Raw genomic sequence first — 13,898 nt, forward strand, 5'->3', positions numbered from 1 at the left:
ACCCCCCAGAGAATCGGATTCGGCGATCGGTCGCAGGCGATGCTATCCGCGACCGCTCGTCCTCAATTCCCAGTAGTGGGACGACGCGTGATCGCACAGCAGCCGACGGCACACGGCGCGCCGTCGCGCGTACAGCCGTAGCCGGGGACCGCACCGAGCCGCCGTGGTTCGGCTCCGCGCAGTTGCTCGGAGATCAACTCGACGACCAGCTTCGCGAAGCGGGGGTCACTCCCCGGCGTCGCGACCCGCGCGAAACCCATACCGAGCTCGGCGGCTTTCTGCGCGGCCTCGTTGTCCAGATCCCAGATCACTTCCAAATGATCGGAGACGAAACCCACCGGACACACGACCACGGCCTCGACCCCCTTGGCCGCGAGATCGTCCAGGTGATCGACGATGTCCGGCTCCAGCCACGGCACCTGCGGCGGACCCGAACGTGACTGCCAGACGAGGTCGTAATCGGTGAAACCGGTTGCGACGGCGCACAATCGGGCCGCGTCGGCGACCTGACGGCTGTAGAGGCGGCCGCCGTCGGCGGGCGGGCCCGCGGCCGCATCGGCCGACACCGGAATGGAATGCGCGGTGAACACCAGTCGCGCCGAGGCGCGCTGCCCGGCGGGGAGCCGATCGCGCGCCGAGCGGATGGCATCGGCGAACGTCTCGATCAGCAGAGGGTGATCGAAGTACTGGCGCAGCTTCAGCAGCTGCGGCGCGCCCGCGCCGAACGCGGCACGCGCCCTGGCGATGTCCTCGTGGTACTGCAGGCAGCCGGAGTAGCCGCCCCACGCCGAAGTCGGGAAGACCAGCGCTGAGCCGACACCGTCGGCGGCCATCCGCGCGACGGTGTCCTCCACCATGGGATGCCAGTTCCGGTTGCCGAAGTACACCGGCAACTCCAGGCCCGCGGCGGCCAGTTCGGCCTCCACCGCCGTGATGATGTCGCGATTGAGCGCGTTGATCGGCGAGACACCGCCGAAGTGCAGATAGTGCTCGGCGACCGCTTCGAGGCGTTCGCGCGGCACTCCCCTGCCCCGGGTGACGTTCTCCAGGAACGGCATGACGTCTTCGGGACGCTCCGGACCGCCGAAGGACAGCAGCAGCAGCGCGTCGGCGGTTCGAACCACGGTGTCTCCCATCCGATCGCTCAGTTGATCGCCATGTTCTCCGGGAACCAGGTGTTGTGGCTGGCTCCGCCGTCGACGTAGATGATGGAGCCGGTGGTGCCGGGCAGCCAGTCCGACAGCAGCGTCACGATCGACTTCGCCACCACCGTGGGGTCGTCGACGTCCCAGCCGATCGGCGACGCGCCGTCCCAGTAGACGTTGAGCTGGTTGAGCTTGGCGGCGTCGTCGGTCGCGGTGCCCGCGATCGCCTTGGCGGCCAGCGTCTTGATCGGGCCCGCGGCGATGAGGTTGGACCGGATCTTCTTCGCCGCGCCCACCTCGCGCGCGACGTACCGGTTCACCGACTCCAGCGCCGCCTTGGCCACGCCCATCCAGTTGTAGAACGGCATCGCGGTGCGCGGATCGAAGTCCATGCCGACGATCGAGCCGCCCTCGTTCATCACCGGCAGCACCGCGCGCGACAGCGACGCGTAGCTCCACGCCGAGATCTCGAACGCCTTGGCGGCGTCCGGGCCGGGACCGTCCAGGAACGGCCGAGCCTCGGGACCCATGAGGGTGCGCGGGGCGAACGCGATCGAGTGCAGCACTCCGTCGATCCCCTGCGGAGCCAGTTCGCGCAGCTTGTCGGCCAAGCCGGCGAGATCCTCTTCACTGGTCACGTCGAGCCCGATGGCCGGCGGGACCTCCTGGGGCAGGCGCTTGGCGATCCGGTCGATCAGTCGCAGCCGCTCCGGAATGCCGGTGATGATCACCTTCGCACCCTGCTCCTGCGCGACGGCCGCGGCGTGGAACGCGATCGACGAATCGGTGATGATGCCCGTGACCAGGATGGTCTTGCCTTCGAGCAGTCCGCCCATGAGTTCTCGGTTCTCCTGAAATTCGATTGTGAGGTTGGCTGCGGGCGGCCTGGAACCGGCCGCGCTACGCGTTCGGTGTGATCAGTGGCCCATGCCCATGCCGCCGTCGACCGGGATGACGGCGCCGGAGACGTAGGCGGAATCCTCGGAGGCCAGGAAGCTGACCACGGCCGCGATGTCCTCGGGCTGGCCGAGCCGCTGCAACGGGATGAACTTCTTGGCCATGTCGCGCATGTCCTCGGGCAGGTCCGCGGTCATGTCGGTCTCGATGAAACCCGGGGCGACCACATTCGCGGTGATCGAACGCGAACCCAGCTCGCGCGTGATCGAGCGGGCCAGACCGATCACGCCGGCCTTGGACGAGGCGTAGTTGATCTGGCCGGCCTGGCCGCTCATGCCGACCACCGAGCCGAGGAAGATCATCCGGCCCCAGCGCGCGCGCAGCATGGCGCGGTTGGCCCGCTTGGCGCACCGGAACGCACCGGTCAGATTGGCGTCGAGCACCCTGGTGAACTGCTCTTCGGTCATCCGCATGAGCAGGGTGTCGTCGGTGATGCCCGCGTTGGCCACGAGCACCTCCACCGCACCCTGGTGCGCCTCCACCTCGGCGAAGGCGGCGTCCACCGACTCGCTGTCGGTCACATCGCATTTCACACCGAACAGGCCGTCCGGCACCCCCGACCCACGATGCGTGACGGCCACCTTGTGACCGTCGGCAAGCAGACGCTGCGCGACCGCGAGTCCGATGCCGCGGTTTCCGCCGGTCACCAGGACCGACCGGGATGTGATGTTCGACATGGGGTTCAACCTACCTGGTCGAATCGGCAGGCCACGATCGGGCCGTCACGTTCGTCCGAGCGCCATCAGAGCCCGGCTTCGTTCGTGAAACGCCACAACGCCGGCGCCCGATCGGGGCCCGTTCACGCGGACCGGCCGGTGGTCCAGGAGACCACCGGCCGGTCGGCATTCGATCGATGCGCCGCCTTTCACTCACCTTCGGCGAGCGACGCGAGAGGCACTGCTCAGCAGCTGGGGCACCAAGTCACGGACAGCGCGTCGAACCCCAGATCCGCCACCTGCTTACCCGGCCCCACATAGCGGTACGGTTGTCCGCCGCCACAGTTGGAACCGGAGCTGAACAGCAACTCGACGTTCGTGTTGTTGATCACCGATCTGGTGCTCGGATCTCCCGCGGGTCCGCAGTAGTTCCGGAAGTTCTTCGTGTTGAGCGTGACCACCTTCGCCGTGCCGGAAAATCCCGCGCCGGAGTACTGACACAGACTGCCGGACGGACAGCCCGCCGCCGACGCCTCCGGCAGCGGAGCCGCGACCAAGGCCAGCGCGGCGAACGCGATAGCGGTGACGATTGCAGAAATTCGCATGATTCCGCCCCAAGGAGGGCGGCACTCCCTTACCGCCCGTCCTGGGCACGCTAACACACTTCCACGGCGACGGCTCGCGGTATTCGCCTGCGCGCCTTGGCGTTCGCAGCGCTAAGGCAAACGCTGGCGATACACCAAGCCGATCACCACTCCCGCCGCCACGACCACCAGTCCGAGCAGCAACCACGGGCGGCTGGCGTCGCCTCTGGTCAGCTCGTACCCGATCTGTTGCTCCAAGGTGTCGTAGACCTTGGTCAACTCCTGCAGTGACGACGCGGTGTAGAACTCCCCGCTGGACAGCCGCGCTATCTCGCGCATGGCGTCGTCGTCCACCTCGACGCGCACCTGATCCTTGCTGCCGTCCTCCCGGGGGATCTCGACGACGCCCCAGCGGGTGCCGAAGGAGATGGTCGAGATCGGGACGTTCTTGCTCTTGGCCAGCCGGGCGGCGACGTACTCGTGCCGGGGGTTGTCGACGTCCTTGAAATCCGGAACGGTCTGCTTTCCGTCGGACATCAGCACGATCCTGGCGGGCGGCGGCTCCTGGGCTCCGCCGAGCACCGTGGCGAGCGTCTCGATCGCCTGCAGCGCGGTGAGAATGCCCTCCCCGGTGGCCGTGCGCTCGGCCAGCCGCACATTGTCGATCGCGGCCTTGACCGATTCGTGGTTCGTCGTGGGCGAGACCATCACCGAGGCGGTGCCGGCGAAGGTGACGAAGCCGATGTTCACGCCCTCGGGCAGTCCGTCGACGAACTCCTTGCCCGCTTTCTTGGCGACCTGGATGCGGCTCGGGGCCACGTCGGTCGCCTCCATCGACAGCGACACGTCCATCACCAGCATGACGGTCGCGCGGTTGCGCGGGACCTTCTTGACCGCGGTCGGCCCGGCGGCGGCGACGGTGAGGAACGCCAGGCCGACCAGCAGCAGCGCGACGGCCACGTGCCGGAACGGGCCCGGCCGCGACGGAGCGACCTTCTCCAGCAGCTCCATGTTGGTGAACTGCAGCATGTGCTTGCGCCGGTTGCGCTGCACCAGGACGTAGCCGAGCGCGATCAACGCGATGACGACGAGGAATCCGAGCCAGATCTGCGCGGTGAAATGCGAAATACTCACTGACGTGGCACCCGCCCGGTCGGGGCGCCCAGACTGTGGCGCCGGGTGGACACGAACCGGACCACGTCGGCGATCCAGTCCCGATCGGTTCGCAGGGTGAGCACCGGAGCGCCACAGCTGCGCAGGGCCTGTTCGACCTGCTCACGGTGGCGCTGCGCGGCAGCCGCGAAATCGGCGCGCAGGGTGGGGGTCACGCTGAACTCGCGGGTGCGCCCGGTCTCCGGGTCGTGCAGCACGACGTCGCCGATGTCGGGCAACGCCAGGTCGCGAGGGTCGAGCACCTCGACCGCGAGCAGATCGTGCCTGGCCGAGATCGCGCGCAACGAACGCTGCCAATCGATGTCACCCAGGAAATCGCTGATGATCACCGCCAGTCCGCGCTTGCGCTGCGGGCGGCGCAACGATTCGATGCCGCCGCGCAGGTCGCCGCGCACACCGTCGCGGGCATGCGGGGTGGTCGCGATGCTGCGCAGCAGCGACTGCGCGTGGACGCGCCCGCCGCGCGCCGGGATGCGGGTCAACCGTTCGCCGGTGGCGACGACCGCCCCGATCCGGTTGCCGCCGCCACTGGTCAGATGGGTGATGGCGGCCGCGGCGGCGATGGCGAGGTCACGCTTCTGGCAGGCTGCGGTGCCGAAGTCCAGGCTGGCCGACAGATCGACCACCATCCAGGTCTCCAGCTCGCGGTCGGCGATCATCTGCCGCACGTGCGGATGGGTGGTGCGGGCGGTGACCGACCAATCCATCTGGCGCACGTCGTCACCCGGCTGGTAGGCGCGCGCCTCACCCGGCTCGGAGCCGGGGCCGGGGATGAGCCCGAGGTGATCGCCGTGCAGCACGCCGTCGAGCCTGCGGCGCACGGTGAGTTCGAGGGTCTTGAGCGCGACCGTGAGCCTGGGGTCGGTCAACTCCCCCGCGTGGAAGGACGGCGGTGCGTGGGACGGCGACGTCGGCACTGGCGCGACCCGATCCGATGCCGAGGTCACTTCGGCGGAACGGTGCCCGCGGGCTGCGACTGCTGCCCGTTGGGCGGCTGGGGCACGGCCTGCTGCGGCGACGGCGGCTGGGGCGCCTGCTGCGGGCCGCCCTGCGGCGGCGCGGCGGGCACGCCGGGCGCGACCGCCTGCGGGGCGACCTGCGGCAGGCCGACGGTCTGCAGGACGCGCTTGATGACGTCTTCCGGGCTGATCTCGTCGGCGAGCGCGTCATAGGACAGCACCAGGCGATGGCGCAGCACGTCCGGGATCACCTCGACGACGTCCTGCGGCACCACGTAGTCGCGGCCGCGGATCAGCGCGACCGCGCGGGCGGCGGCGATGATGCCGAGGCTGGCGCGCGGCGAGGCGCCGTAGGAGATCCAGCTGGCCACGTCCTGCATGCCGAAATCGGCCGGCTTGCGGGTCGCCGCGATCACGCGGACCACGTAGTCGACCAGGGCGTGGTGCACGAAGGTGTTGGCCGCGACCTTCTGCAGGCGGATCAGATCCTCCGGCTGCAGGATCCGGCTCGCCTCCGGCGGCGTGACGCCCATCCGGTAGATGATCTCGCGCTCTTCCTCCACGGAGGGGTAGTCGACGACGACCTTGAACAGGAAGCGGTCGCGCTGCGCCTCCGGCAGCGGGTACACGCCCTCGCTCTCGATCGGGTTCTGCGTCGCCATGACCAGGAACGGATCCGGCATCGGGTAGGTCTTGCCGCCGATCGACACGTGCCGCTCGGCCATCACCTCGAGCAACGCCGACTGCACCTTGGCCGGCGCGCGGTTGATCTCGTCGGCGAGCACGAAGTTGGCGACGACCGGGCCGAGCTCGGTGTCGAACTCCTCGCGGCCCTGCCGGTAGATACGGGTACCGATGAGGTCGGTCGGCACCAGGTCGGGCGTGAACTGCACGCGGGCGAACGAGCCGCCGACCACCTTGGCGAAGGTCTCCACGGCAAGGGTCTTGGCGATGCCGGGCACACCTTCGAGCAGGACGTGTCCACGTGCGAGCACGCCCACGAGCAGTCGCTCGACCAGGCGATCCTGGCCCACGATCACCCGCTTGACCTCGTAGATCGCCTTCTCCAGGGTCTGGACGTCACGCTCGAGGGTGCTGGGCGTGGAGACCGGCGCATCCTTCGCCGAGTTCGCTCCGCTCACACCGTCCGTCGAAGTCACCAACATCCCCGCTTTCGCCTTGGTCCTGTGCGTGCTGCCACAACTATTCCAGGTAATCACCGCCTGTGCCGCAACCGGACCCGACAGAATGGGAATTCCGCGGTGCCACGGCCGGGCCGAGCACCCGGAATGTCCGGATCAAGAGACGATGCGCACCGCGAACGGCATGATGCCGCCCTCGCGGACGGGGGACACCTTCACCACGTCGCCGGACTCCGGCGCCTCCACCATCTTCCCGTCGCCGAGATACAGCGCCACGTGCTGACTGCCGTTCGGCCCCCAGAACAGCATGTCGCCGCGCTCGCGATCGCCGACCGGCACGCGGGTGCCCGCGTTGTACTGGTAGCCGCTGTAGTGCGGCAGCGATACCCCGATGCCGGCGAACGCGTAGACCATCAGCCCGGAGCAGTCGAAGCCGACTTTGTCGAAGTCCCCGTAACTGTCGGCGACGCCGCCGTCCCGGATGCCTCGCGTCGGCCCGTCCTCGTCGCCGCCACCCCAGGCGTAGGTGACGCCGAGCTGGGACATGGCGCGATCGACCACGATCTCGATCGCCGACGAACCGCCGACATCGGGTGATTTCGGTCGAGGCGCGCTCCGCCGCGGCGGCGGGGAATCGTCCAGTTGGGTGTGCGGGCGCTTGCCCGCGCCGAGTTCGGCCGCGCGATCCTGGGCTGCCCGGTCGGCGGCCGCGCGGGCGGCGGCTGCCGCGGCGGCGGCCCGGACCGCGGCCTCCTCGGCTCTGCGCAACGCGTCCCAGGCGAGGAAGGCCTCGCGCTGATCCTGCAGGCCCGCCACGTTCCGCCGCGCCTGATCCAGGCGGCCCTGCGCGTCCTGGCGCTGCCGCAGCAGGTCGTCGCGCTGGGCGGTCTGCCGGTCGAGTTCGGCCTTGGCGGCGGCGACCGCGTGCTCGGCGTCGGCCTTGCGCGCGGCGGCGACCGCGGCGGCCGCGTCGGCGTCCGACTTCGCCCGCCGCGCGGTGGAGTTCTTGTTGCCTTGGTCGATCTGCGCGCGCCGCAGGCTGTCCAGCACCTGCTGGCGGTTCTTCGACACCAGCGCGAGGAGCTGGGCCCGGTCCAGGGCGACCGCGGGGGTGGCCGCGGCGAGGTAGGTGACCATCGAGTCCGAGCCAGGGTTGGTATAGACCTGCGTGGCGAACTGATCGAAGTTGTGCCGCGCCTGGCCCACCTTCGCCGCGGCGTCGGCCAAGGCGATCTGGGTGTCCACCACCACGGCCGCGGCCGCGTCGGCGGCGTCGCGCGCGTCCTGCAGGTCGACCAGAGCCTTGTTCACGTCCTCCCGGCGCTGCGCGACGGCGTCGTCGAGTTCCCCCAGCTGGTGATCGACCGCGGCGACCTGGTTGATCAGGGAGCCGACCTCGGCGACCCCGGCGTCGACCTGCGCTCCGGCCTGCGCGATCTGGCCGTCGCTGGGATTTGGCGGAGGAGGCGGGACAGCCACTACCGGCCCAGCCGTGACCGCTACAGCCACCGAGATCAGCAAACCAACAGCGACCGATAGTCGGCGCCGAGCAATCAGCCCGCCGTCGTTGCGCATCACACCTCCAAGGGACCGGATACCGGCAATCCTCAAGGCATCAGGCGAACCACGCCGCACTTTGGTCGACAGATGGCCTCTGAAGACACATATTCCCCATCAGGGACGAATCGAACCGTATGACACTTACGTCACTCTCGCCCCCATTTCCTTCATTGCCCGAAATTTGCCAAACTTTGAACTATCTTTCGTAGGCAAAACCAGACCAACCGCTCGGAAAAGTAGCGCTGCGGATGCTGACGCCCCGCTCAACCCCCATATATGACCTCGGGGGTCTTCGCATCCAGCGAAGGCCACAGACCGCTCGGACAGTCGCGTCAGGAAATCCGCCCGGCGATGAACGACACGCCGTTCCGGCGCGCGAGACCTCGAAAACCGACCGGGCCGAGCCCCCGGGCACAGTCGGCGCCGCGTGGCGCTAGTGGGCGCGAGCCTCCGGCGAGCGTTGTTCGGCGGCTCCCCGATCGCTCGCCACCCGCTCCGGCTCCGCGTCGTTCGTCTCCCGCCGCGCCTTGACCCAGTACAGTCCGGCGATGACCGCCACCGTCCCGGCCAGCAGCACGCAGGTGATCGCGGTCCAGGACATCGACTCCGGGGTCTCCAAGCGACTGGCGAAGATGCTCGCGGCTTCCCCGCTCTTGCCCTGCGTGCCCTTGGCGGCGTCCTCGGCCCACTCCAGCCGCACGCGGCTGATCGTGTCGCTGTAGGTGCCCACCCAGTCGTCGCTGAGGACGACCACGGTGCCGTGCTGCGTCTTGCCTACTTCGGTGGCCAGGTCCCGTAGGCTCGAGTCGTGTCCTGGATTGCCGGGGACGACCACGATGCTCAGCGGGACTCCGTGCGATCGCGCCTCCGCGGCGATGGCGGCCAGTTCGGTCTTGTCCTTACCCGTCAGCGTCGCTACGTGATCGTCGGCCAGATCGGCGGTGAGCTTGCGCACGGTGTCGGTGGTGACATTGGGCGGCAATTCGGCGGCCATAGGGGTGAAAACCGAGTTGAGCGGGGCGGTCATCTTCCATCCGGTCTGTCGAGCCGCATCGGCAACCGAAGCGACGGGCATCCAACACTGCAGGGCGAGCAAGATCCCCCTTGCTGGCTCGAATGCACAGTACGCGACGGAGTGTCGCATCCCGCGCGCACGGCACGCCGAACCGCCCCCAGGTGTTTCACAGGACAAGCGTACTGTTAAGGTCGTAGCCGCGAGGAACCGGCGCTCGAGCGGCGCCGGAGCACCTCCGAAGACTCGGCCGCCGGCACAGCCCCGCCGGTGGCCGCCCTCACAGACGAGTGGAGCTGACGTGACGACAAGTATCGATACTTTCGGCGCCAAGGGCACCCTCGAGGTGGGAAGCAACTCCTACGAGATCTTCCGCCTCTCCGCCGTGCCCGGCACCGAGAAACTCCCCTACGCACTGAAGGTCCTCGCGGAGAACCTCCTCCGCACCGAGGACGGCGCCAACATCACCGCCGATCACATCCGCGCCATCGCGAACTGGGATCCGACGGCGCAGCCGAACACCGAGATCCAGTTCACGCCCGCCCGCGTCATCATGCAGGACTTCACCGGCGTGCCGTGCATCGTCGACCTCGCCACCATGCGCGAGGCCGTGGCCACCCTCGGCGGCGACCCGGACAAGGTGAACCCGCTCGCGCCCGCCGAGATGGTCATCGACCACTCCGTCATCATCGACGTCTTCGGCCGCGCCGACGCTTTCGAGCGCAACGTCGACATCGAATACCAGCGCAACGGTGAGCGCTACCAGTTCCTGCGCTGGGGCCAGACCGCGTTCGACGACTTCAAGGTCGTTCCGCCGAGCACCGGCATCGTGCACCAGGTCAACATCGAGCACCTGGCCCGCGTCGTCATGGTCCGCAACGGCCAGGCCTACCCCGACACCTGCGTCGGCACCGACTCGCACACCACCATGGTCAACGGCCTCGGCGTCCTCGGCTGGGGCGTCGGCGGCATCGAGGCCGAGGCGGCCATGCTCGGCCAGCCCGTCTCGATGCTGATCCCGCGCGTCGTCGGCTTCAAGCTGACCGGTGAGATCCAGCCGGGCGTGACCGCCACCGACGTGGTGCTCACCGTCACCGACATGCTGCGCAAGCACGGCGTGGTCGGCAAGTTCGTCGAGTTCTACGGCAAGGGCGTCGCCGAGGTGCCGCTGGCCAACCGCGCCACCCTGGGCAACATGAGCCCCGAATTCGGCTCCACCGCGGCGATCTTCCCGATCGACGACGTGACCGTCGACTACCTGCGCCTGACCGGCCGCTCCGACGAGCAGGTCGCGCTGGTCGAGGCGTACGCCAAGGAGCAGGGCCTCTGGCACGATCCCGACACCGAGCCCGCCTACTCCGAGTACCTCGAGCTGGATCTGAGCACCGTGGTGCCGTCCATCGCGGGCCCGAAGCGCCCGCAGGACCGCATTCTGCTGTCGGAGTCGAAGATCGCCTTCCGCAAGGACATCCACAACTACACCAACGACGCGGAGAGCGGCCCCGCCGCCGACACCCCGCACAGCAAGCTGGACGAGGCCGTCGAGGAGTCCTTCCCGGCCAGCGACCCGGCTGTGCTGTCCTTCGCCGACGACGGCGCCGAGTCGGTTGCGTCGGCCGCCAACGGCGCCGAGGGCCGTCCGTCCAAGCCGGTGCGGGTGCGCAGCGAGGAGTACGGCGACTTCGTGCTCGACCACGGCGCCGTCGTGGTCGCCTCGATCACCTCCTGCACCAACACCTCCAACCCGTCGGTCATGCTCGGCGCCGCCCTGCTGGCCCGTAACGCGGTGGAGAAGGGCCTGACCCGCAAGCCGTGGGTGAAGACCTCCATGGCGCCGGGCTCGCAGGTCGTCAACGGCTACTACGAGAAGGCCGGCCTGTGGCCGTACCTGGACAAGCTGGGCTTCAACCTGGTCGCGTTCGGTTGCGCCACCTGCATCGGCAACACCGGCCCGCTGCCGGAGGAGATCTCCAAGGCGGTCAACGACAACGATCTCACCGTCACCGCGGTGCTGTCGGGCAACCGTAACTTCGAAGGCCGCATCTCCCCCGACGTGAAGATGAACTACCTGGCCTCCCCGCCGCTGGTCATCGCGTACGCGCTCGCGGGAACCATGGACTTCGACTTCGAGAACGACCCGCTGGGCAAGGACACGGAGGGCAACGACGTCTTCCTGAAGGACATCTGGCCCTCGCCGCAGGAGATCCAGGACACCATCGACCGGGTCATCAGCCGCGACATGTTCCTCGAGGACTACAAGGACGTGTTCCGGGGCGACGAGCGCTGGCGCAGCCTGCCCACCCCGGAGGGCAAGACCTTCGAGTGGGACGCCGAGTCGACCTACGTGCGCAAGCCCCCGTACTTCGACGGCATGCCGCAGACGCCGGAGCCGGTCACCGACATCAAGGGCGCCAGGGTGCTGGCGCTGCTGGGCGACTCGGTCACCACCGACCACATCTCCCCGGCGGGCAACATCAAGCCGGGCACCCCGGCCGCGCAGTACCTGGAGGCCAACGGCGTCGAGCGCAAGGACTACAACTCCTACGGCTCGCGGCGCGGCAACCACGAGGTGATGATCCGCGGCACCTTCGCCAACATCCGGCTGCGCAACCAGTTGCTCGACGACGTCTCGGGCGGTTACACCCGCGACTTCACCCAGCCCGGTGGTCCGCAGGCGTTCATCTACGACGCCTCGCAGAACTACCAGGCCGCGGGCATCCCGCTGGTCGTGCTCGGCGGCAAGGAGTACGGTTCTGGCTCCTCGCGCGACTGGGCCGCCAAGGGCACCAGCCTGCTGGGCGTGAAGGCGGTCATCACCGAGTCGTTCGAGCGCATCCACCGCTCCAACCTCATCGGCATGGGCGTCATCCCGCTGCAGTTCCCGGCGGGCGAGTCGGCCGCGTCGCTGAAGCTGGACGGCACCGAGACCTTCGACATCGAGGGCATCACCCAGCTGAACGAGGGTGTCACCCCCAAGACCCTGAAGGTCACCGCCACCAAGGAGAACGGTGACAAGATCACCTTCGACGCGGTGGTTCGCATCGACACCCCCGGTGAGGCCGACTACTACCGCAACGGCGGCATCCTGCAGTACGTGCTGCGCAATATGATCCGGGCCTGATTGCTCCGCCTTCGGCGGCGCGTGTTCGTAGGACTCGCTCCCGGAGGAGTCGCGATCGCGCGGGCGGCGACGGCTCCATGAGCGCCAGTGCTCCGGATCCGTTGTCGCCGTCGCTCGGATCACGCTCGCCTCGCTCGTACTGTGAGAACCCCCGCATCGGTGGACCGCCGATGCGGGGGTCCGTGTTTCCCCGCTGGAGGATTCCGTGCCCAAGGTCAGTGACGATCACCTCGCCGCCCGACGCAGCCAGATCCTCGACGGAGCGCGCCGCTGCTTCGCCGAGTACGGCTACGACGGCGCCACCGTGCGTCGGCTCGAGGAGGAGATCGGGCTGTCCAGGGGCGCCATCTTCCACCACTTCCGCGACAAGGACGCGCTGTTCTTCGCCCTCGCCCAGGAGGACGCCGAACGCATGGCCGATGTCGCGGCCAATCAGGGCATCGTGCAGGTGATGCGCGACATGCTCGCCCACCCCGAGCAGTTCAACTGGCTCGGAACGCGTTTGGAGATCGCGCGGCGGCTGCGCACCGATCCCGAGTTCCGGGCCGGATGGACCCAGCGTTCGGCCGAACTCACCGCCGCGACCCTGGCCCGCCTGGAACGCCGCAAGGCCGCGGGCGCGCTGCGCGACGACGTGCCGACCGACGTGCTGCTCGGCTACCTCGACCTCGTGCTCGACGGTTTGATCGCCCGCATCGCCTCCGGCCACACCAACGAGAACCTGTCCGCTGTCCTGGATCTGGTCGAAGCCTCCGTCCGCCGCAAGCAGTGACGGCGGCTCCGGCTAGTACGTCGCGTTGAGGTACTCCGCGGCGTGGGTGGTCCACAGGACGTTCGTGCCCGGCATGTTTCGTCCGGAATAGAGCACGTGCTGGCCGTCGGGCCACGGCGTCAGATAGCCGACGACACCGCGCACGGCGGTCGTGTAGCGCCCGAGGTTCGCGATCGGGTCGCGCAGCAGGATTTCGAGCAGTTCGGCGAAGATCAGCGGCGCGACATCGCCGATCCGGGCGCCTTCCACGAAGGAGAACGGCGAGATGCCCACGTCGATGATGCGCAACGGCGAATCCGCCGGGGACGCGGTGATGATGTCGCCCGGGTTGGCGTACTCACGGACGTCGACCGAGGCCGGCCACGCTCCGCGCTGCCCGTGCAGGCCGAACGTATTCGCCGGGCAGAGGTTCGCGACCGACTGCCCGGCTCGGCGCAGCGGATTGGCGATGTTCACCACGAAGGCGATCTCCAGCGGCGAGCCGTCGGTGTTCTGGTACTTTCCCGACCGCACGCCCTCCAGGATCCGGCTGGCGCAGATGCCGCCGAGCGAATAGCTCAGCAGGCCGCAGACATTCGGCGAGTCCTGGATCGCCCGCACGCCTGCGGCGATGCCGAGCCGCACCGACGTCTCCAGCGAAGAACCCCAGACCTCCGGCACGGGGCCGACGGAAGCGGGCCAATCCGGTTCGAAGCAGCTGAACTTGCCGGTGTCGAGTAGTTTGGCGACCTCGTGCAGCATGCCCGCGGGCGTTCCGTCGGAGTTGCGCGGCTCCCCGGTGCCGCGGAGAGTGATGATGTCGATCATCGTGGCCTCC

Annotated in this window: 12 protein-coding genes; 2 read left to right on the forward strand and 10 right to left on the reverse strand. The window is 68.7% G+C overall.

What is annotated here, in order from left to right:
• Positions 1-62: 62 nt before the first annotated feature.
• The 9 genes from ACH49X_RS01860 to ACH49X_RS01900 form a co-directional block, all read right to left on the reverse strand.
• On the reverse strand, positions 63-1,124 hold the full coding sequence (locus tag ACH49X_RS01860; protein WP_323123986.1) for a ferrochelatase: 1,062 nt from the start codon (positions 1,122-1,124) through the stop codon (positions 63-65).
• A gap of 20 nt (positions 1,125-1,144) precedes the next feature.
• Entirely contained in the window at positions 1,145-1,981 is an 837-nt protein-coding gene (gene inhA, locus ACH49X_RS01865) for an NADH-dependent enoyl-ACP reductase InhA (RefSeq protein ID WP_195080169.1), read from the reverse strand.
• 81 nt (positions 1,982-2,062) lie between these two features.
• Positions 2,063-2,779 (reverse strand): 3-oxoacyl-ACP reductase FabG1, encoded by a 717-nt coding sequence (fabG1, locus tag ACH49X_RS01870; RefSeq protein WP_195080170.1) that lies wholly within the window; start codon positions 2,777-2,779, stop codon positions 2,063-2,065.
• Positions 2,780-3,003: 224 nt separating this feature from the next.
• Positions 3,004-3,363: a peptidase inhibitor family I36 protein gene (locus ACH49X_RS01875; RefSeq protein ID WP_195080171.1), complete on the reverse strand. Its 360-nt coding sequence runs from the start codon at positions 3,361-3,363 to the stop codon at positions 3,004-3,006.
• Positions 3,364-3,474: 111 nt separating this feature from the next.
• On the reverse strand, positions 3,475-4,476 hold the full coding sequence (locus ACH49X_RS01880) for a VWA domain-containing protein (protein ID WP_195080172.1): 1,002 nt from the start codon (positions 4,474-4,476) through the stop codon (positions 3,475-3,477).
• Entirely contained in the window at positions 4,473-5,432 is a 960-nt protein-coding gene (locus ACH49X_RS01885; protein ID WP_195080173.1) for a DUF58 domain-containing protein, read from the reverse strand. Before ACH49X_RS01885 ends, ACH49X_RS01880 begins: the two co-directional genes overlap by 4 nt.
• A 26-nt stretch (positions 5,433-5,458) precedes the next feature.
• Entirely contained in the window at positions 5,459-6,640 is a 1,182-nt protein-coding gene (locus tag ACH49X_RS01890; protein ID WP_357207176.1) for a MoxR family ATPase, read from the reverse strand.
• A gap of 132 nt (positions 6,641-6,772) precedes the next feature.
• A complete protein-coding gene (locus tag ACH49X_RS01895) occupies positions 6,773-8,191 on the reverse strand; it encodes an NlpC/P60 family protein (protein ID WP_397068612.1) in 1,419 nt (472 codons plus the stop codon).
• 418 nt (positions 8,192-8,609) lie between these two features.
• A complete protein-coding gene (locus ACH49X_RS01900; protein WP_357207172.1) occupies positions 8,610-9,203 on the reverse strand; it encodes a DUF6676 family protein in 594 nt (197 codons plus the stop codon).
• Between the two features lie 286 nt (positions 9,204-9,489).
• Between ACH49X_RS01900 and ACH49X_RS01905 the strand changes: the two genes are divergently transcribed.
• Positions 9,490-12,309 carry an aconitate hydratase gene (locus ACH49X_RS01905; RefSeq protein WP_195080177.1) on the forward strand — a complete coding sequence of 940 codons (2,820 nt, stop codon included), beginning with the start codon at positions 9,490-9,492 and terminating at the stop codon, positions 12,307-12,309.
• A gap of 205 nt (positions 12,310-12,514) precedes the next feature.
• On the forward strand, positions 12,515-13,081 hold the full coding sequence (locus ACH49X_RS01910; protein WP_067801764.1) for a TetR/AcrR family transcriptional regulator: 567 nt from the start codon (positions 12,515-12,517) through the stop codon (positions 13,079-13,081).
• Positions 13,082-13,093: 12 nt separating this feature from the next.
• Here the strand turns inward: ACH49X_RS01910 and ACH49X_RS01915 are convergent, their stop codons facing one another.
• Positions 13,094-13,888 carry a hypothetical protein gene (locus ACH49X_RS01915; protein ID WP_195080178.1) on the reverse strand — a complete coding sequence of 265 codons (795 nt, stop codon included), beginning with the start codon at positions 13,886-13,888 and terminating at the stop codon, positions 13,094-13,096.
• Positions 13,889-13,898: the final 10 nt, after the last annotated feature.

This window comes from Nocardia sp. NPDC019323 (assembly GCF_044389845.1).
In the GTDB taxonomy this organism is placed as follows: Bacteria; Actinomycetota; Actinomycetes; order Mycobacteriales; family Mycobacteriaceae; genus Nocardia; species Nocardia implantans.

Bases quoted from the DNA above. Each gene is read 5' to 3' on its own strand.
- inhA (WP_195080169.1), bottom strand. From the start codon at position 1,981: ATGGGCGGACTGCTCGAAGGCAAGACCATCCTGGTCACGGGCATCATC.
- fabG1 (WP_195080170.1), bottom strand. From the start codon at position 2,779: ATGTCGAACATCACATCCCGGTCGGTCCTGGTGACCGGCGGAAACCGC.
- ACH49X_RS01875 (WP_195080171.1), bottom strand. From the start codon at position 3,363: ATGCGAATTTCTGCAATCGTCACCGCTATCGCGTTCGCCGCGCTGGCC.
- ACH49X_RS01890 (WP_357207176.1), bottom strand. From the start codon at position 6,640: ATGTTGGTGACTTCGACGGACGGTGTGAGCGGAGCGAACTCGGCGAAG.
- ACH49X_RS01895 (WP_397068612.1), bottom strand. From the start codon at position 8,191: ATGCGCAACGACGGCGGGCTGATTGCTCGGCGCCGACTATCGGTCGCT.
- ACH49X_RS01900 (WP_357207172.1), bottom strand. From the start codon at position 9,203: ATGACCGCCCCGCTCAACTCGGTTTTCACCCCTATGGCCGCCGAATTG.
- ACH49X_RS01915 (WP_195080178.1), bottom strand. From the start codon at position 13,888: ATGATCGACATCATCACTCTCCGCGGCACCGGGGAGCCGCGCAACTCC.